Below are 16940 nucleotides of genomic sequence, written 5' to 3'. Positions count from 1 at the left end.
AGCCTCGACCGACCCCTCAACTCCGGGCCGCGGGCGCCGCGAACGGGGACGGGGCCGGCTGCGGCAGCGCGGGCGGGGCGGCCTCGGCCGGGGCGTCCGGGTCGGGACGGACGGCGCCCAGGACGGGGAGCATCGCGAGGGGGGCGAGCTTGACCACGGTGCCGGTGTGCGGGGCGTGGACGACGGTGCCGCCGCCCAGGTAGAGGGCGACGTGCCCGGCGTCGGCGTGGTAGATGACCAGGTCGCCGGGGCGCAGGTCGCGCAGGGCGACGTGGCGCAGGCCCGCCCACTGCTGCTGGCTGGTGCGCGGGATCGGGACGCCGGCCGCCTGCCAGGCCTGCGAGGTGAGGCCGGAGCAGTCGTAGGCGTCCGGCCCGGTGCCGCCCCACAGGTACGGCTTGCCGCGCTGGGCGAGCGCGAAGTCGACGGCCCGGCGCCCCGCCGCGGACGCCCCGCCGCCGGGGCCCGCGGCGAGCAGGTGCTGCGCGGCGCCGTCGGCGAGGGCGTTCTCGCGCTGTTCGAGCAGGCCGATCTGCTCGGCGGTGGCGGCGGCGAGCAGTTGCTCGGTGCGGGCGGCGCCCTCCTTGGCGCGGTCCAGGGAGCGCCGGGCCTCGTCCGCGGCGTCGGACGCCGACTTCTCGGCCTGCGCGGCCCGTTCGGAGAGCTGCGCCATCCGGTCGCGGGCCTCGCGCAGGTCGCGCAGGACGGTGGCGGCGCTGCGCGAGGCGGAGTCGGCGTCCTGCCGGCGGTCGAGGAAGTCCTCGGGGCCGTCGGAGAGGAACAGCCGGGCGAGCGGGCCGAGTCCGCCGCTGCGGTACTGCTCGGAGACCAGCCGGGCGGCTTCCGATTCGGCCTCGTCGAGCCGGGCGCGCTGTTCGCCGACCTGCCGGGCGGCGTCCGCGGAGAGCTGTCGGCGGTGTGCCAACTCCCCTGCCGCGGCGGTGTAGTTCTGCTCGGCGGCCTCGGCGGCGTGCCGGGCCTCCGCGACGTCCGCGGCCAGTCGGTCGAACGCGGACCCCGCCCCGGCGGGGGGTGCCGGGGCGGGGTCGGCGGCGGCCGGAACCACCGGTACCAGGAGGAGCGTTGCCACCAGCAGGGCCGCGGCCCGCCAGGATCGGGGTGTGTCACGGGACACCGATGTCCACCGTCCTCGGTCTGATGATCGGAACCAGCGACACTCTGGCACCCGCCCCCACCCGCCCCGGGGACCTCGCCCCCGGGGAGCCCCACACTCACCCGCGCGGCCCATCCCCGCCCCGCGGATCGCGCGGGGCGGGGCCGGGCCGGTGGCGGCCCCCGGCGGCGTTCAGCAGCCGGGTGGCCCCGGTGAGCCCTGCTGGCCCTGGTGGCCTTGCTGTCCCTGCTGGCCCTGGCGGCCCGTCAGCGCAGGGCGAACTTCTGCGCCGCGCTGCCGTTGCAGTCCCACAGTTGCAGCCGGGTGCCGTTGGCGGTGCTGCCGCCGGGCGCGTCCAGGCAGCGTCCGGAGGGCGGGTTGAGCAGCGAGCCGTCGGCCTGCTGCACCCACTGCTGGCCGCCGACGCCGTTGCAGCCCCACAGTTCGACCTGCGTCCCGGCGGCGGTGCCGTTGCCGTTCACGTCCAGGCAGCGGCCCAGGGTGCGCAGGGTGCCGTCGGCGGGGTGGGTCCAGTGCTGGTCGAGCGCGTACGTCTGGCAGTTCCACAGTTGGACGGCGGTGCCGTTGGTGCCGGTGTCGTCGGCGGCGACGTCCGCGCACTGGCCGCCGGGGGCGGCGACGGGGCCGCCGCCGTTGGCGGTGAACTTCTGTGCGGTGGAGCCGTTGCAGTCCCACAGTTGCAGGCGGGTGCCGTTGGCGGTGCTGCCGCTGGGGTCGTCCAGGCAGCGGCCGGACTGCGGGTTGAGCAGCGAGCCGTTCGCCTGCTGGATCCACTGCTGGGCGCCGCCGCCGTTGCAGTCCCACAGTTGCAGGGGCGTGCCGTTGGCGGTGCCGTTGCCGGTGGCGTCGAGGCAGCGGCCGAGGGTGGTGAGGGAGCCGTCGGCGTTGTGCGTCCAGTGCTGGTCCTCGGCGTACGTCTGGCAGTTCCACAGTTGGACGGCGGCGCCGTTGGTGCCGGTGTCGTCGGCGGCGACGTCCGCGCACTGGCCGCCGGGGCCGGTGACGGTGCCCTGCGGGCCGTTGGGCAGGTCGGTGCGGCCGTTGTAGCCGACGGCGGTGACGTTGGCCTGGACGGCGTTCTCGGTGGCGTCGCCGGGGTAGCCGGCGACCATGGCGCCCTCGAAGAAGGTGCCGCGGTTCCGGTTGGAGTTGTCGCCGCCGATGCCCAGGATGATGCCGCCCTCCTGCTGCATCGGCCGGTAGCCGGGGCGGCTGGGCAGCGCGCCGTTCCACCAGGTGGTGAGCGCGCCGGACTGCGCGTTGCCGCCCTTGAGGGCGTACGTGGTCTGGCCGTTGTTCTTCAGCACGGCGGTGACGAAGGGGCTGTTGTTGCCGAGGTTGGCGGTGTTGGAGCCGTTGTCGCCCTGGAACATGCCGTTCTCCAGGTCGGCCTCGATCCACGGGCCGCTGCCGCTGCACGGCGGGAAGTAGCAGGTGGTGGCGATGGAGACGGCGTCCATGTGGCCGTTGCCGGTGTCGGCGGGGGTGGATTCGGCGTTGCCGTAGTCGAAGCAGCAGTCGGCGCCGACGTGGGTGCCGGAGGCGACCATGTAGACGCCCTCGGGCTGGCCGTTGACCGCCACCCCGGAGGCGACGCCGGTGTAGCGGTAGCCGACGCCGGGCGAGATCCACACGCCGTAGACCTTGTGGCCGCCCGCGGTGACGGCGATCTCGCCGGCGTCGGCGCCGCGGTCGACGCCGCCCGCGGTGCCCGCGGGTCCGGGCAGGAGGTCGTTGTGGCGGGGGGTCTGGTCGTAGATCCGGGTGATCCGGCAGGTGCTGCCGTTGCAGAACTGGTCCTGCGCCTGGGCGTTGGCGTAGCCGCCGGTGGCGAGCAGGCCGATGTCGGTGCTCGCGCCGTCGGAGGCCCGGGTGACGCGGTACAGCGGGCCGTCGTAGGCGGCGAACAGGGCGCGGGTGGTGCTGTGCGCGGCCACGCAGGGGGTGCCGCCGGAGGCGTACAGGTCGCAGGGCTGGGCGGTGGCCGCGGCGGCGGTGCCGGGCAGGCCGCTGAGGGCGGCGACGAGCAGCGCCAGGACGGTGGCGGCTGCGCGCGCGTTGCGCCACAACTGCCGTACGGACGAAATGAATCGGCTGGACAAGGTGCGCTCCTTCAGGTGGGGGTGCGAGGGGCGGTACCGGTGTCGCGGGTGGTGCGGGCGGGGCCCGGCTCCGCGGCCGGTTCGGCTGTCGGGTCATCGGCGACCTTGTATTCTCACGTTGTAGTAGCGGCGTCGTGGCGAGGCCGGCCGCGCTCCCTCGCGCCGGTCGGCGGGAGGAGGGTGCGGGCGTGTCCGTGCCGGGTGGCGGCGCTGCGGCGCCGCGGTTGAAGGACGTGGCGGAGCTGGCCGGGGTCTCGGTCAAGACCGTCTCGAACGTGGTGAACGGGACGGTGCCGGTCGCCGAGGCGACCCGCGCCCGGGTGCAGCGGGCCGTCGACGAGCTGGGCTACCAGCCGAACGTGACGGCCCGCCGGCTGCGCACCGGCCGCAGCGGGGTGATCGCGCTGGCCTTCCCCGAGCTGCCGTCCCCGTACTTCGCGGAGCTGGCGGTGGAGGTGATCGCGGCGGCCCGCCGGGTGGGCATCACGGTGCTGATGGACGACACCGGCGGCGACCCGGCGGCGGAGCTGCGGATCGCCTCCGGCCTGGGCGACCCGATGATCGACGGGGTGATCCTCAGCCCGCTGGGCCTGGACCGGGCGGCGCTGCTCTCCCGCTCCCGGGAGATCCCGCTGGTGCTGCTCGGCGAGGCCGACCTGGGCCCGGTCGCGGACCGGGTGCACATCGACAACGTGGCGGGCGCCCGCGAGGTGACCCGGCACCTACTGGACGAGGGCTACCGGCGGATCGCCGCGATCGGCTGGCAGGACCCGGCGCCGCGGGCCACCGCCGAGCAGCGCCTGGCCGGGTACCGGGAGGCGCTGGCGGACGCCGGGCTGCCGCTCGACCCGGAGCTGCTGCCGCCGGTGCGGGCGTACTTCCGGCCGGACGGGGCGTCCGCGATGCGGCGGCTGCTGCGGCTGCCCGAGCGGCCGGACGCGGTGTTCTGCTTCAACGACCTGCTGGCGCTGGGCGCGCTGCGGGCCGCGCACGAGGCGGGGCTGCGGGTGCCGCAGGACCTGGCGATCGTCGGGTTCGACGACGTCGAGGAGGCGGCGTACGCGATCCCGTCGCTGACCACGGTGGCGCCCGACAAGCGGCTGATCGCCGAGCTGGCGGTGCGCTGCCTGGAGGAGCGGATCGAGCGCCGCTACACCGGCCCGGGGCGGCGGGTCACGCCGGGCTTCCGGGTGGTGGTGCGGGAGAGCAGCACGCTGGCGCGCTGAGCCGGGGCCGGTCACGGCCGGTCCGGCTGCGGGAAGCGGTACTCGGTGGTGCTGCGCCGGGTGGTGCCGGGGCGCAGCACGGTGTCGGGGTAGTCGGGGCGGTTGGGCGAGTCGGGGAAGTGCTGGGTCTCCAGGCACAGGCCGCCGTGCCGGGGGTGCGGGTCGCCGTCGAGGGCGTTGCCGGTGTAGACCTGCAGGCCCGGTTCGGTGGTCCAGACCTCCATCCGGCGGCGGCCGTCCGGCCCGTGCAGCCGGGCGGCGCGGCGCAGCGCGCCGGGGGCGGGCGGGGCGGTGAGCACGAAGCAGTGGTCGTAGCCGCCGGCCCGGCGCAGTTGCGGGTGGGGGTGGGCGAGGCGTTCGCGGAGCGGGTGCGGGGTGCGCAGGTCGAAGGGGGTGCCCGCGGTGGGGGCGGGGGCGCCGAGCGGGATGGCGTCGGCGTCGACGGGCAGGTAGGCGTCGGCGTCGACGGCGAGGCGGTGGTCGAGGACGGTGCCGCCCGGTCCGGCGAGGTTGAAGTAGGCGTGCTGGGTGAGGTTGACGGGGGTGGGCCGGTCGGTGCGGGCGGTCCAGTCCAGCCGCAGGGTGCCGTGGCGGTCGAGGGTGTAGCGGGCGGTGACGTGCAGGGCGCCGGGGAAGCCCATGTCGCCGTCGGGGCTGTGCAGGTCGAGGCGGAGTTCGGCGCGGTCGGGGGCGGCCCGGGCGGTGGCGCGCCACTGGCGGCGGTGGAAGCCGTCGGGTCCGCCGTGCAGGGCGTGGCCGCGGTCGGTGGCGGGGACGCGGTGGGTGCGGCCGTCGAGGTCGAAGCGGCCGCGGGCGATGCGGTTGGCGTAGCGGCCGACCAGGGCGCCGAGGTAGGCGGTGTCGGCGGCGTAGCCGTCCAGGGTCTCGTGGCCGAGGACGACGTCGGCGGGGCGGCCGTCGGGGTCGGGGACGTGCAGGCGGTGCAGGATCCCGCCGCGTTCCAGCACCTCGGCGCGGACGCCGGTGCCGGAGTCGAGCGTCCAGCGGGCGACGGGGGTGCCGTCGGGCAGGGTGCCGAAGGGCCTGCGGGTCACGGTCGGGAGCGGCAACGCGGTCTCCTTCGTCGGGGGTCGGCGGGTGGTCAGGCGCGGTGCGCGGCGCGTCCGGCGGTGGACTCGCGGACGACCAGGGTGTGGCCGGGCAGGATGCGGCGGGGCGGGGGCGGGGTGCGGTCGGGGGCGGCCTCGATCCGGGCGATCAGGCAGTCGACGGCGAGGCGGGCGATGGCGCTCTTGTCCGGGGCGATGGTGGTGAGGGTGACGGCGCCGTAGCGGCCGTCCTCGATGTCGTCGAAGCCGACCACGGCGACCTGGTCGGGCACCTTGACGCCGCGTTCGGCGAGGACGCGCAGCGCGCCGAGGGCGACCAGGTCGTTGTAGGCGAAGACGGCGTCGGGGGGTTCGGGCAGGTCGAGCAGCCGGGTCATCGCGACGGCGCCGTCGAGGCGGTCGTAGCCGTCGGTGGCGATCACCAGGTCCTCGCGGGGGGTGCGCCCGGCGGCCAGGAGCTCCTCGCGCCAGCCGCGCAGCCGCAGGTGGGCGGGTTGGCGGCGGCTGTCGCGGCGGGCGCCGACGAAGGCGATCCGGTGGCGGCCGAGGCCGAGCAGGTGGCGGACGGCGAGCCGGGCGGCGGCGACGTTGTCGATGGCGATGTGGTCGAACGGGGCGTCGTACTCGCGTTCGCCGAGCAGGACCAGCGGCGGCCGGTCGGGGCGGTGCAGCAGGTCCTCCCGTTCCAGGTGGATGGGGCTGAGGATGAGTCCGTCGATGAGGTGGGAGCGGAAGCCCTGGGAGACCAGGGTCTCGTTGGCGCGCAGTCCGGCGGTGTGGTCGAGCAGCACGGTGTGGGCGTGGTGGGCGGCGGCGTCGATGACGGCGGTGGCGAGGTCGGCGAAGTAGGGGTTGCCGAGTTCGGGGACGGCGAGCGCGATGATGCCGCTGCGTCCGGTGCGCAGGTGCCGGGCGGTGGCGTTGGGGCGGTAGCCGAGCTCGTCGATGGCGCGCCGGACGCGGTCGCGGGTGCCGGGGCGCACGTGCGGGTAGTCGTTGACCACGTTGGAGACGGTCTTGGCGGACACTCCGGCCCGCAGCGCGACGTCCTTGAGGCTCACGCCCATGGGCCCTGGTCCCTCTCGTTCGGTTCCGGTCGGATCGGCGCGCGGCGCGGGGGCCGGGTGGCGCTCACTCGTCCCGGCGTCCCCGGTCGAGCAGCGCCTGGGCGAGCACCACGGCGGCGAGGAAGGCGCCGTTGACGGTGTCGGTGACGGCGGAGCCGTACTGGGAGGCGGAGCGGTCGATCAGGTTGTGGACCACCGACAGCAGCAGGACGCCCGCGACGGTGCCGCCGACCGAGCCGCTGCCGCCGGTGAGCAGGGTGCCGCCGATCACCACCGAGGCGATGGCGGTGAGTTCGTAGCCGACGCCGACGGTGGTGACGCCGGAGCCGAGCCGGGCGGCGCCGAGCGCGCCCGCGGCGCAGGCGAGCGTCGCGGACAGCACGTAGACGAGCGTCTTGGTGCGGGCCACGGGCAGGCCCATCAGGGTGGCGGCGTGCTCGTTGCCGCCGATCGCGGTGGTGGTGGCGCCGAACCGGGTGCGGGTGAGCAGCAGCGCGCCGAGGCCGAACAGCGCGGCGGAGACCAGCACCGGCGTCCAGGTGCCCTCGCCGAGCGCGCGGAACGCCGAGCCGGGCGGTACCAGGTGGGTGGTCGCGCCCTCGTCGGTGACCAGTTGGAGCAGGCCGCGGGCGCCGAGCAGCCCGGCCAGGGTGACGATGAACGGGGCCGTGCGGGCCCGGGCGACCAGCAGTCCGTGCACGCAGCCCCAGGCGGCGCCGACCGCGAGCGGCAGCAGCAGCGCGGCCCAGGTGCCGTACCGCTCCGCCGCCCAGGCGGCCAGCACGCCGCCGAGCGCGTACATCGAGCCGACCGACAGGTCGATGCCGCCGGTGAGGACGACGAAGGTCAGGCCGAGGGCGAGCAGCCAGACGAAGGCGTTGTTGCCGAGGATCGCGCCCAGGTTGTCGGTGCTCGCGAAGCCGGGCGAGAACGCCGAGGCCAGCAGCACCAGCAGGGCCAGCACGGTCAGCGCGCCGTGCCGCTGGATGCGGGCGGCCAGCCGCTCGGCGGGGCTCTCCGCGCTCCGGCGGTCCGCGGTGAGGACGGTGGGGCTCATCGGGTACCACGCTCCTGGGAGGCGTAGACGGCGACGCAGATGACGGCCGCCTCGACGATCTTGGTGAGTGAGCCGGGCACGTCGTGCTGGGTGAGCACGGCGGTGGTCAGCTGCATGAACAGCGCGCCCGCGACGGTGCCCAGTACCCGGACGCTGCCCCCGGCCAGCGGGGTGCCGCCGACCACGACGGCGGTGATCGCGTCCAGTTCGATGTTGCGGCCCTGGTTGGCCGGGTCGGCCTCGGCGCCGTGCCCGACGATCAGCGCACCGGCCAGCGCGGCCAGCACCCCCGACAGCAGGTACACCGTCAGCAGCACCCGCCGCACCGGCAGCCCCGCCAGCCGGGCCGCCCGCCGGTTGTCGCCGACCGCGACCAACTGCCGCCCGAACGTGGTGCGGTGCACCAGCACCGCGGTCAGCGCGACGCAGGCGGCCGCCAGCCAGGCGGTCAGCGGGACGCCCGCGAAGGCGTCCGCGCCGAGGGCCAGCAGCGTGCCGTCGGTGACCGGTTTCGCGGACGCCCCGTTGAGCAGCGAGGCGACGCCGCGCAGCCCGATCATCAGGGCGAGCGTCGCCACGATCGGCTGCACCCGGGCGAACGCGACCATCGCCCCGCCCGCCAGCCCGCTCAGCGCGCCGAGCCCGGCCGCCACCAGCAGCGCCACCGGCAGCCCCCAGCCGATGTACAGCGGGATCACCGCGGCGGCCAGGGCGATCACCGCGCCCACCGACAGGTCGATGCCCTCGGTGCCGATCACCAGCGCCATCCCGAGCGCGACCAGCAGCGTCGGGGCGACCTGGAACAGCTGGATCCGCACGTTCCCGGCCGACAGGAACCCGGCGTCCAGCACCACCGCCGCCAGGAACAGCACCGCCAGCGCCGCGTACACCCCGTACTGCCGCAGCACCCGCAGCACGGGCGCCGCACCGCGCAGGGCCCCCGCCGGGGCGAGGGCGCTCACCGCTGCGCCCCGTTCGTCCCGTCGCCGGCCGGGGGCCGGGTCTCGTGGGCCAGGGCGGCGAGCAGGGCGTCGGCGTGGACGCGCTCGCCGGTGAGTTCGTCGACGGGGGTGCCGTCCTTGAGGACCAGGACGCGGTCGGACCCGGCGATCAGCTCCTCCGCGTCGGAGGAGACCAGCAGGACGCCGAGGCCGTCGGCGGCGAGTTCGTCGATCAGGGCCTGGACCTCGGCGCGGGCGCCGACGTCGATGCCGCGGGTGGGCTCGTCCAGCAGCAGGACCTTGGGGGCGAGGCAGAGCCAGCGGGCCAGCAGGACCTTCTGCTGGTTGCCGCCGGAGAGGTCGGCGACCTTCTGCTCGGGGCTCGCGGCCTTGATCCGCAGCCGGGCGACGAACCGCTCCACGACCTCGTCCTGCCGGGCGCGGGAGACGATCCCGGCGCGGGAGAGCCGGGGCAGCGCGGCCAGCACGATGTTCTCCCGGACGGAGCGGCCGGGCAGCAGCCCCTCGGCCTTGCGGTCCTCGGGCAGCAGCACCACCCCGGCCCGGATCGCGGCGGCGGGGCTGCGCCGGGTGAGTTCCCGGCCGTCGACCTCGACCCGTCCGGCGTCGGCGCCGAGCGCGCCGACCACGGCCTTGGCGGTCTCGCTGCGGCCGGAGCCGAGCAGGCCGCCGAGGCCGAGGACCTCGCCGCGGTGGACGTCGAAGCCGACGCCGTGGACGCGGTGGCGGACGGTGAGGCCGCGGGCCCGCAGGGCGGGCGGGGCGTCGGCGTCGGGGGTGTGCCGGGCGGGGCGTTCGCGGGCCGCGACGAGGGTGCGGCCGAGCATCAGCCCGACCAGTTCGCGGCGGGGCAGGTCGGCGAGCGGGCCGGTGTGCACGCCCCGGCCGTCGCGCAGCACGGTGACGTCCTGGCAGAGGGCGTAGAGCTCGTCCATCCGGTGGCTGACGTACACGACGGCGGTGCCGCGCGCGGTGAGGTCGCGGACGACGGCGAACAGGGTGTCGACCTCGTGGGGCTCCAGCGAGGAGGTGGGCTCGTCCATCACGACGACCTCGGCGTCCACCCCCGCGGCGCGGGCCAGCGCGACCATCTGCTGGGCGCCGAGGCCGAGTTCGCGCAGCGGCCGGGTGACGTCGGCGTCCACGCCGTAGCGCCGCAGCACCTCGGCGGCCTCCCGGTTCATCCGGCGCAGGTCGAGCAGGCCGCGGCGGCGCGGTTCGCGGCCGAGGTGCAGGTTGCGGGCCACCGACATCATCGGGACGAGGTTGACCTCCTGGTGGATGCTGGCGATCCCGGCCCGCTGCGCCTCCAGCGGGGTGCGGAACTCCCTTTCGCTGCCGCCGAGTTCGAGCTTCCCGGCGTCGGGTCGGTGGACGCCGGTGAGCACCTTGATCAGCGTCGACTTGCCCGCCCCGTTCTCGCCGACCAAGGCGTGCACCCGCCCCGGCCGGAGCGTCAGCCCGACGCCCCGCAGGGCGTGCACGCCCGCGAAGCCCTTGTCGATCCCGGTCGCCACCAGCACGGGCGCGGGCCTCCCGGCCGGCCCGCCGGGCCGTTCCGCCTGGGCCATGGGTTCCTCCTCCTGCTCTTCCTCTGCTCGGACGGGTGGGGGCCGGGGGCCGCGGGCGGGCGGCCCCCGGCGGCGGGGCCGGTCAGTACACCAGGCCCTGGTCGAGGGCCTGCCGGGCGTTGTCCGCGGTGAAGTGGCCGTCCTTGATGATCACCTTGGGCTGGACCCCGGCCGTCCCGTAGAAGTCCTTCAGCGACTGGAAGGCGAGCGGGCCGAACCGCGGGTTGGTCTCGATGTCGGCGACCAGCTGCCCGGCGACCACGCCCTGCACGGCCTGCTCGATGCCGTCGATGGAGACGATCTTGATGTCCTTGCCGGGCGTCTTCCCGGCCGAGCGCATGGCCTGGATCGCGCCGAGCGCCATGCCGTCGTTCTCGGCGTACACGGCGGTGATGTCGGGGTGGGCCTGGAGCAGCTGCTCCATCACCTTCTGGCCCTCGGTCTGGTCGAAGTTCGCCGTCTGCGAGGCCACCACCTGCATGTCCGGGTACTTGGCGGCGAGCCGGTCGGTGAAGCCCTTCGTCCGGTCCGCCGACACGTTGTTGCCCGGGGTGCCCTGCAGGACCGCCACGTGCGCCCGCCCGCCGGTGGCGCCCGCCAGGTCGTCGGCGGCGATCCCGGCCTGGCCGTAGAAGTCAGAGCCGATGAACGCGACGAAGTCGCTGCAGGCGGTGCCGCCGACGCTGCGGTCGATGGTCAGCACCGGGATCTTCTTCGCCTTCGCCGCGGCCAGCGCCGGACCGAGGCCGTCGGAGTTCTCCGGGGCCACGATCAGCACCTGGGCGCCCTGCGCGATCATGTCCTGGATCTGGGCGTTCTGGGCGTTGACGTCGGCGTTCGCGTTGCGCTCGATCAGTTTCACGCCCAGCCGCTGGGCCTCCGCCTCGATGCTGGCGGTCTCCGCGGCCCGGAACGGGTTGCCGGTCGACTCCGACTGCGAGAACCCGACCACCGCCTTGCCGCCGGCCAGGTCCAGCTTCGGCGCCCCGTAGGCGTCCGCGGTGCAGCCCGGCCTGGCGGGCGGCGCCGCGGGCGAGACCACCTGCTGGGCGGCCGCGCTGTTGTCGGGGGCGGCCGCGGTGCGCCTGGACGAGCCGCCGTCGCCCTGGTTGGTGCAGGCGGCCGCCGAGGCGCACAGCCCGGCCAGGAGCAGCGCGGCGACGACGGACTTGGCGCGCGGGGTGGGATTCATACGCCCGATCACATCCTTGACTGCGAGGGACCGGCTGCCCGCCGGTTTCCAACGTTGCAGAGGGACAATGGGCCATCTGTCGAGACAGTGTCAAGCACTTGCGCACCGACTCCCCGCACTTCCTCCCCGCCCTGAATTAACGTCAACTCGCTTACACCTGCGCTGATATGCGGCCACTCCGAGGGCCACGCCCCGATCCCGGCGGGAGGTCTGGACAACACGGGGGTGCCCTGCTGTGATGCCTGCACGGCCAGATTTCCAACGTTGTGAAACCGGCTTCCTGACATGGACACCGGTGCGCCCGACCACGCCCTGCCGCACCCGGCCGCACCCGGCCGCACCGTGCCCGGCATGCCCGCCGCTCCCCGGGGTAGCCGGTCGACGCGACGGGCGGCAGGGCGCCGTCCGGTGCGAGAAGGGGACGTGACCGACGTGACCGACGTGACCGACGCAACCGACGTGACCATGACGCAGAAGATCGTGAGCGGCTACGACGGCTCCCCACAGGCCCGGGCCGCCGCGCGCTGGGCGGCCGCGGAGGCCGAACGACGCGGCGCGGAGCTCACCCTGCTCCGGGTCTGGCCCTGGCTGGGCACCGCGGACCCGGAGGGGCCGGGCGCCGATCCGGCCCAGCAGGCCGAGCACGAGGACCTGGAGGCGCTCGCCGCGGACGTCCTCGCCGCCCACCCCGACCTGACGGTGACCACCCAGGCGGCCGCGGGCGACCCGGCCGACCTGCTGGTCGCGGCGGCCGCCGCCTACGACCTGGCCGTCCTCGGCTCCCGGGCCCCGGGCGCCGTCGCCGACCTGCTGGGCAACTCGGTGGCCCTCTCCGTCGCCGCCCGCGCCGCCTGCCCGGTCGCCCTCGTCCGGGAGCACCCCGCCGACCGGGACGCCGCGCTCGCCGCCGCCCCGGACGGCGAACTCGCGGTGGCAGCCGCCACCGCGGGCGCCCCGCCCGTCACCGTCCCCGCCGCCGCACCCGCCGCCGCACCCGCTGTCCCGCCCGGCAGCGCGCCGGAACGGCCGGAGATCGTGGTCGGGCTGGCGGGCGAATCCTCGCTTCCCGCCGTCGAGTTCGCGCTCGCCGAGGCGGCCCGGTCGGGCGGCCGGGTGCGGGCGGTGCACGGCTGGGAGATGGTGCCGCTGCTGGCGGCCGCGCCCGGCTGGCTGCCGCCGGACCCGGACGCCGACCACCACGGCGAGCGGCTCGAAGCCGACCTGGACCAGCTCCTGGCCCCCGTCCGGGCCGCCCATCCGGACGTCGAACTGCAGGTGGAGGCGCGCCTCGGCGGCGCCACGGGCGCGCTGGTCTCCGCGGCCGAGCACGCGGACCTGCTGGTGCTGGGCCGCCACCCGCACCTGTTCGGCTCCCGCCTCGGCACGGTCGTCCACGCCGCCGTCCAGCACAGCACCGCCCCGGTGGTGCTCGTCCCGCACGACTGACCGCCCCGCCCGCCCCTTCCCGCTCCGCCCTCCCCTTCCTGCTCCGCCCTCCCGGAAGAGCCACCGCAGCCCCGGGAGGGCGGACCCATGCCCGACCGCCGGGCTCAGCGCACCAGCTGCCCCCGCCCACGGGCCTTCGGCCCGGCCCAGCGGGCGAGCAGTTCGCGGTCCTCGTCCCGGCCCGCGGCGACCACGTTGACCAGCCGGGAGCGGTACGCGGGAGCGAGCAGCGCGGACGGGGCGCAGGCGGTGACGGTGCGCCGGGCGGTGTCCACCACGTGCACCTCCTCGTACGCCTCGGCCAGCAGGTGGGCGAACTCCTCGGCGCCGGCCCCGCACCGGGCCAGCTGCGGCGGGCAGAACTCGGCGAACAGCACCGGCCGGTCGCGGACCAGCAGGCGCTGCGCGCCGCGCAGGGCGTGCACGTCGTAGCCCTCGACGTCGATCTTCAGCACGTCGACCGGGCGCGGCCCGCCGTGCTCGGCGAACAGCGCGGGCAGCCGGGCGTCCAGCGCGACCTGGCGCACCTCCGTCCCCGCTCCCCCGCCGGTGCCGACCCGGTGCAGGCCGATGTCCGCGGCCAGTTGCAGGGTGGTGCGGCCCTCGCACGGGCCGACCGCGTGGGGTTCCACCCGGACGGTGAGGCCGGGGCGCCCGGGGTTGCGGCGCAGGTTGGCCTCCAGCCGGGCCAGGTTGTCGGGGGCGGGTTCGTAGCAGACCAGCAGGCCGTCGGCGGGCATCGCCCGGGCGGCCAGGCAGGCGTACGCGCCGAGGTTCGCGCCGACGTCGACGACGGTGCGGCTGCGGGCGCACAGTTGCTCGAACGCGTCGAGTTCGCGTTCCTCGTAGAAGCCGCCGAGCAGGCCCGCCGCGATCGAGGCGCTGGCCGTGGGCACCGCCAGCTCGGTGCCGCGGAAGGCGGCCAGCACCTCGCCGTCGCCGTGGCCCGCCTGCACGCACCAGCGCACCACCGTCCCGGTCAGTGGCAGCCGGCCCACCGCGGTGCCCTTGAAGCACCGCCGGCCCGCCCGCACCACGGCGTCCGCCGCCCACCTGCGCAACTCTCCTGCCATCGCTCCGCCCTCTCCTCGGCGCCGCTGCCGGCGTCCTGCCGTCGTGGCGACCAGGTATCGCCGATCGGGCCCGTCCGGGCGGACGGCCACCCCGGACGGACCGTGCGGACCACCCGGGCAGCGCAGCGGCCGCCGGGCCCTCCGGGTGAATCGCGTGCTGACGGAGCGTCAGCGAACCGTTGACGGTCAATGGCTGTGCGGGCAGCCCGGGCGAACGCACCCGGGTCCGACCCCCTTCCCGTCAGGAGCTTCCATGACCAGTCCCCCCAGGGGCGTGCTGCGCTGCGGCGCGGCCGCCCTGCTGTTCGTCTCCGGCGCCGCGCTGGCCGCACCCGCCGCAGCGGCCGCGCCGGCCTTCGACGCCCTGGCACCCGCCGTCGGCAGCTACCCGGTCGAAACCGGCACCCTGAGCGCCTCCGGCCGGACCACCGGCCTCGTCCCGGGCAGCAGCGTCACCGTCTCCGGCGGCGGCTACCAGCCCGGCGCCACGGTCGTGCTGACCGTGGAACCGGGCGGCGCCCCGCTCGGCAAGGCCACCGCCGACGGCTCCGGCACCTTCACCGCGACGTTCACCGTCCCGGCCGGGACGTCCCCCGGCACCTACACGGTGCGGGCCACCGGTCCGGACGCCCGCGGCGGCACCCGGGTCGACAGCCTGACCGTGGAGGTCAGCGGCGAGGGCCACGGCGGCAAGGGGCACGACGGCAAGGGCGGCCGCCACCTGGCCGACACCGGTGGCGCCGCCACCGCCTCGGTCGGCTGGAGCGGCGGCGAGGCCGCGGGCGTCGCGGCGGCCGGGCTGGCGCTGGTCGCCGGTGCGGCACTGACCGGCCGGCGGATGTACCGCAGGTCGCGCGGCTGAACGGGCGGCGATGACCCAACCTCCGGCATCCGCCCACGCGGTGACCGCCGACGGGCCGGTGGCCCGGGACTCCGCTGCGGAGCCCCGGGCCACCGGCCCCGGTCTGCCCGTCGGCCCGGCCGCCGCCCTGGCCGGCGTCCTGCTCGCGCTGCGCGGCCTGGCCGACCTCGGCCTGCACACCGCCGCCGGGCACCTGCTCGGCCCCGACCGCTACGGCGCGCTGGCGGCCCTCCTCGGCCTGCTCGCCGCGGTCGGCGTCGCCCTGGCCGCCGTCCAGACCGTCGTCGCCGCCGCCGTCCTGCGCGCCACGGCCGAAGACGCCACTGCCGGTTTTGCAGACGTCCCGTCAACTCGGTTTTCCACTCGGGCACTTGACCTCGCGCCGACTCCTCCCGACCCCCGTCCGCTGCTGCGCCGGGCCCTGCGGTACGCCGCGCTGGCCGTCCTGGTGACCGCGCCCGCCGCCGTTCCGCTGGCGCACCTGCTGCGGCTTTCCGGGCCGCTGCCGGTGCTGCTGACGCTGGCGGTGCTGGTGCCGAGCACGGCGGTCGCGGTGCTGTGGGCGCACGCGCTCGGGAGCCGGGGGCCGCTGGCCGCGTCCTGGCCGCTGCTGGGCGGGGCGTCGGTGCGGGTCGGGGCGTCGCTGGTCGCGCTGCGCTGCGGCGCGGGGGTGACGGCCGTGCTGGCGGCGACGCTGTTCGGCGAGTGCGTGACCGCGCTGCTGCTGGCCCGGCGGCTGCCCGCCCGGTCGGCGGGCGCCCCGGTGCTGCGGGTGCGGCCCCGGGTGCTGGTGCGGGCGGTGACCGGGTTCGCCGGGCTGTGGGTGCTGACGGGGGCCGACCTGCTGTGCGCCCGGCACTGGCTGAGCGCCGAGTCGGCGGGCGGGTACGGCGCGGGCGCACAGCTGGCCAAGGCCTCGCTGGCGTGCGCCAACCTGATCGTGCTGCTGCTGCTCGGTCGGCTGGCCTCGGCGGACCGCCGCACCGCGGCCCGGGCGCTGACCGGCGCGCTGGGCGCCGCCGTGCTGGCGGGGGCGGGCGTGGCACTGGTGCTGGCGGCGGGCGGCAGCACGGTGCTGCCGCTGGTGTTCGGCCCGGGTTTCGCCGTCGGCCCGGGGCTGGGCCTGCTGCTGGGCATCGACGCGACCGCGCTGCTGGTGCTGACCGTGCTGCTGCACTACCGGGCCGCGCACGGCGGCGCCCCGCTCGGCGGTTGGGCGGGGGCGGCCGCGTTCCCGCCGCTGGTGGCGCTCTTCCCGGCCACCGCGCAGGGCATCGCCGCCGCGCACGCACTGGCCGTCCTGACGGCCGTGGCCTGCGCCCTGCCCGGCAGCGACCTGCGGACGGGACCGGGTCCTGGTCCGGGTCCTGGTCCGGGTCCGGGTCCGGAGAGCCGCGGGGCGCTGCCCGCCGCCCGGGTCGAGCACGAGCTCGACCGGGCCGCCCGGGTGGAGATCAGCGTGGTCGTCCCGTACTACAACCCGGGCCCGGCCGTGGCCCGGCACCTGACCGGGCTGCTGCGGGTGCTGGACCGGCACGGCGCCAGCTACGAGGTGCTCGCGGTCGACGACGGGTGCACCGACGGCAGCCGCCGCCGGGTCGCCCGGCTCGGCCACCGCCGCCTGCGACTGCTCGGGCACGCCGCCAACCGGGGCAAGGGCGCCGCGCTGCGCACCGGGTTCCGGCAGTGCCGGGGGCGCTGGATCGCGTTCATCGACGCCGACGGCGACCTGCCCGCCGAACTGCTGCCCGGCCTGCTCGACACCGCCCGCCGCGCGGGCGCGGACGCCGCCGTCGGGGTCAAGCACCTCCAGCACGGGCGCGTCCGGCGGCTGTGCTCGGGGGCGTTCCGGCTGCTGGCCCGGGTGCTGTTCCGGCTGCCGGTGCGCGACACCCAGACCGGGCTGAAGGTGTTCCGCCGCGAGGCCCTGGCCGGGGTGCTGCCGCTGTGCCGCGAGGACGGCTTCGTCTTCGACCTGGAACTGCTCGCCCTGCTGCACCGCCACGGCCACCGCCGGATCGCCGAGGTCCCGGTCGCCGTCCGCCCCCGCACCGGCAGCACCGTCCGCCCCTCCACCGCCCTCCGGATGCTCACCGAAGCCCTCCGCCTCGGCGCCCGCCTCCACCTCACCCCCCGCACCGCCCCCGCCCCCGCCCTCACCGATCCCCGCCCCGTCC

At 76.5% G+C, this 16940-nt stretch carries 13 protein-coding genes; 4 read left to right on the top strand and 9 right to left on the bottom strand.

Going from position 1 to position 16940, the window contains the following annotated elements:
• Positions 1-16 precede the first annotated feature (16 nt).
• Complete coding sequence (locus OO57_RS32085; RefSeq protein WP_158715303.1) at positions 17-1090, bottom strand: C40 family peptidase; 1074 nt, start codon at positions 1088-1090, stop codon at positions 17-19.
• A gap of 290 nt (positions 1091-1380) precedes the next feature.
• Positions 1381-3204, bottom strand: coding sequence for an arabinofuranosidase catalytic domain-containing protein (locus OO57_RS32080; protein ID WP_033256258.1), 1824 nt, complete (start codon positions 3202-3204; stop codon positions 1381-1383).
• 221 nt (positions 3205-3425) lie between these two features.
• Between OO57_RS32080 and OO57_RS32075 the strand changes: the two genes are divergently transcribed.
• Positions 3426-4463, top strand: a complete 1038-nt coding sequence (locus OO57_RS32075; protein ID WP_234337597.1) for a LacI family DNA-binding transcriptional regulator — start codon at positions 3426-3428, stop codon at positions 4461-4463.
• Between the two features lie 11 nt (positions 4464-4474).
• Here OO57_RS32075 and OO57_RS32070 read toward each other — a convergent pair whose 3' ends face one another.
• The 6 genes from OO57_RS32070 to OO57_RS32045 form a co-directional block, all read right to left on the bottom strand.
• On the bottom strand, positions 4475-5533 hold the full coding sequence (locus OO57_RS32070) for an aldose epimerase family protein (RefSeq protein WP_033256257.1): 1059 nt from the start codon (positions 5531-5533) through the stop codon (positions 4475-4477).
• 32 nt (positions 5534-5565) lie between these two features.
• Entirely contained in the window at positions 5566-6600 is a 1035-nt protein-coding gene (locus OO57_RS32065; RefSeq protein ID WP_033256256.1) for a LacI family DNA-binding transcriptional regulator, read from the bottom strand.
• Between the two features lie 64 nt (positions 6601-6664).
• Complete coding sequence (locus tag OO57_RS32060) at positions 6665-7657, bottom strand: ABC transporter permease (RefSeq protein WP_106974163.1); 993 nt, start codon at positions 7655-7657, stop codon at positions 6665-6667.
• Complete coding sequence (locus OO57_RS32055; RefSeq protein ID WP_051778522.1) at positions 7654-8619, bottom strand: ABC transporter permease; 966 nt, start codon at positions 8617-8619, stop codon at positions 7654-7656. Before OO57_RS32055 ends, OO57_RS32060 begins: the two co-directional genes overlap by 4 nt.
• On the bottom strand, positions 8616-10190 hold the full coding sequence (locus OO57_RS32050; RefSeq protein ID WP_051778521.1) for a sugar ABC transporter ATP-binding protein: 1575 nt from the start codon (positions 10188-10190) through the stop codon (positions 8616-8618). Before OO57_RS32050 ends, OO57_RS32055 begins: the two co-directional genes overlap by 4 nt.
• Positions 10191-10272: 82 nt before the next feature.
• Entirely contained in the window at positions 10273-11382 is a 1110-nt protein-coding gene (locus OO57_RS32045) for an ABC transporter substrate-binding protein (protein WP_033256255.1), read from the bottom strand.
• Positions 11383-11805: 423 nt separating this feature from the next.
• Between OO57_RS32045 and OO57_RS32040 the strand changes: the two genes are divergently transcribed.
• Complete coding sequence (locus tag OO57_RS32040) at positions 11806-12828, top strand: universal stress protein (RefSeq protein ID WP_033256254.1); 1023 nt, start codon at positions 11806-11808, stop codon at positions 12826-12828.
• 104 nt (positions 12829-12932) lie between these two features.
• Here the strand turns inward: OO57_RS32040 and OO57_RS40010 are convergent, their stop codons facing one another.
• The gene (locus OO57_RS40010; protein WP_081974107.1) at positions 12933-13901 is read right to left on the bottom strand and encodes an FkbM family methyltransferase; all 969 of its coding nucleotides are present in this window, start codon (positions 13899-13901) and stop codon (positions 12933-12935) included.
• 253 nt (positions 13902-14154) lie between these two features.
• On the opposite strand from OO57_RS40010, the gene OO57_RS44305 reads away from it, so the two are divergent.
• Both OO57_RS44305 and OO57_RS40005 read left to right on the top strand, forming a co-directional pair.
• Positions 14155-14763: a hypothetical protein gene (locus OO57_RS44305; RefSeq protein ID WP_158715302.1), complete on the top strand. Its 609-nt coding sequence runs from the start codon at positions 14155-14157 to the stop codon at positions 14761-14763.
• A gap of 10 nt (positions 14764-14773) precedes the next feature.
• The coding region (locus OO57_RS40005; RefSeq protein WP_158715301.1) for a glycosyltransferase family 2 protein at positions 14774-16940 on the top strand (2167 nt) is incomplete at its 3' end.

It is taken from the genome of Kitasatospora phosalacinea, from assembly GCF_000717185.1.
In the GTDB taxonomy this organism is placed as follows: domain Bacteria; phylum Actinomycetota; class Actinomycetes; order Streptomycetales; family Streptomycetaceae; genus Kitasatospora; species Kitasatospora phosalacinea_A.
The sequence above is the reverse complement of the archived record's forward strand: the minus strand, read 5'-3'. Positions and strand labels throughout refer to the sequence as shown.

Bases quoted from the DNA above. Each gene is read 5' to 3' on its own strand.
- OO57_RS32065 (WP_033256256.1), bottom strand. From the start codon at position 6,600: ATGGGCGTGAGCCTCAAGGACGTCGCGCTGCGGGCCGGAGTGTCCGCC.
- OO57_RS32045 (WP_033256255.1), bottom strand. From the start codon at position 11,382: ATGAATCCCACCCCGCGCGCCAAGTCCGTCGTCGCCGCGCTGCTCCTG.
- OO57_RS44305 (WP_158715302.1), top strand. From the start codon at position 14,155: ATGACCAGTCCCCCCAGGGGCGTGCTGCGCTGCGGCGCGGCCGCCCTG.
- OO57_RS40010 (WP_081974107.1), bottom strand. From the start codon at position 13,901: ATGGCAGGAGAGTTGCGCAGGTGGGCGGCGGACGCCGTGGTGCGGGCG.
- OO57_RS32060 (WP_106974163.1), bottom strand. From the start codon at position 7,657: ATGAGCCCCACCGTCCTCACCGCGGACCGCCGGAGCGCGGAGAGCCCC.
- OO57_RS32050 (WP_051778521.1), bottom strand. From the start codon at position 10,190: ATGGCCCAGGCGGAACGGCCCGGCGGGCCGGCCGGGAGGCCCGCGCCC.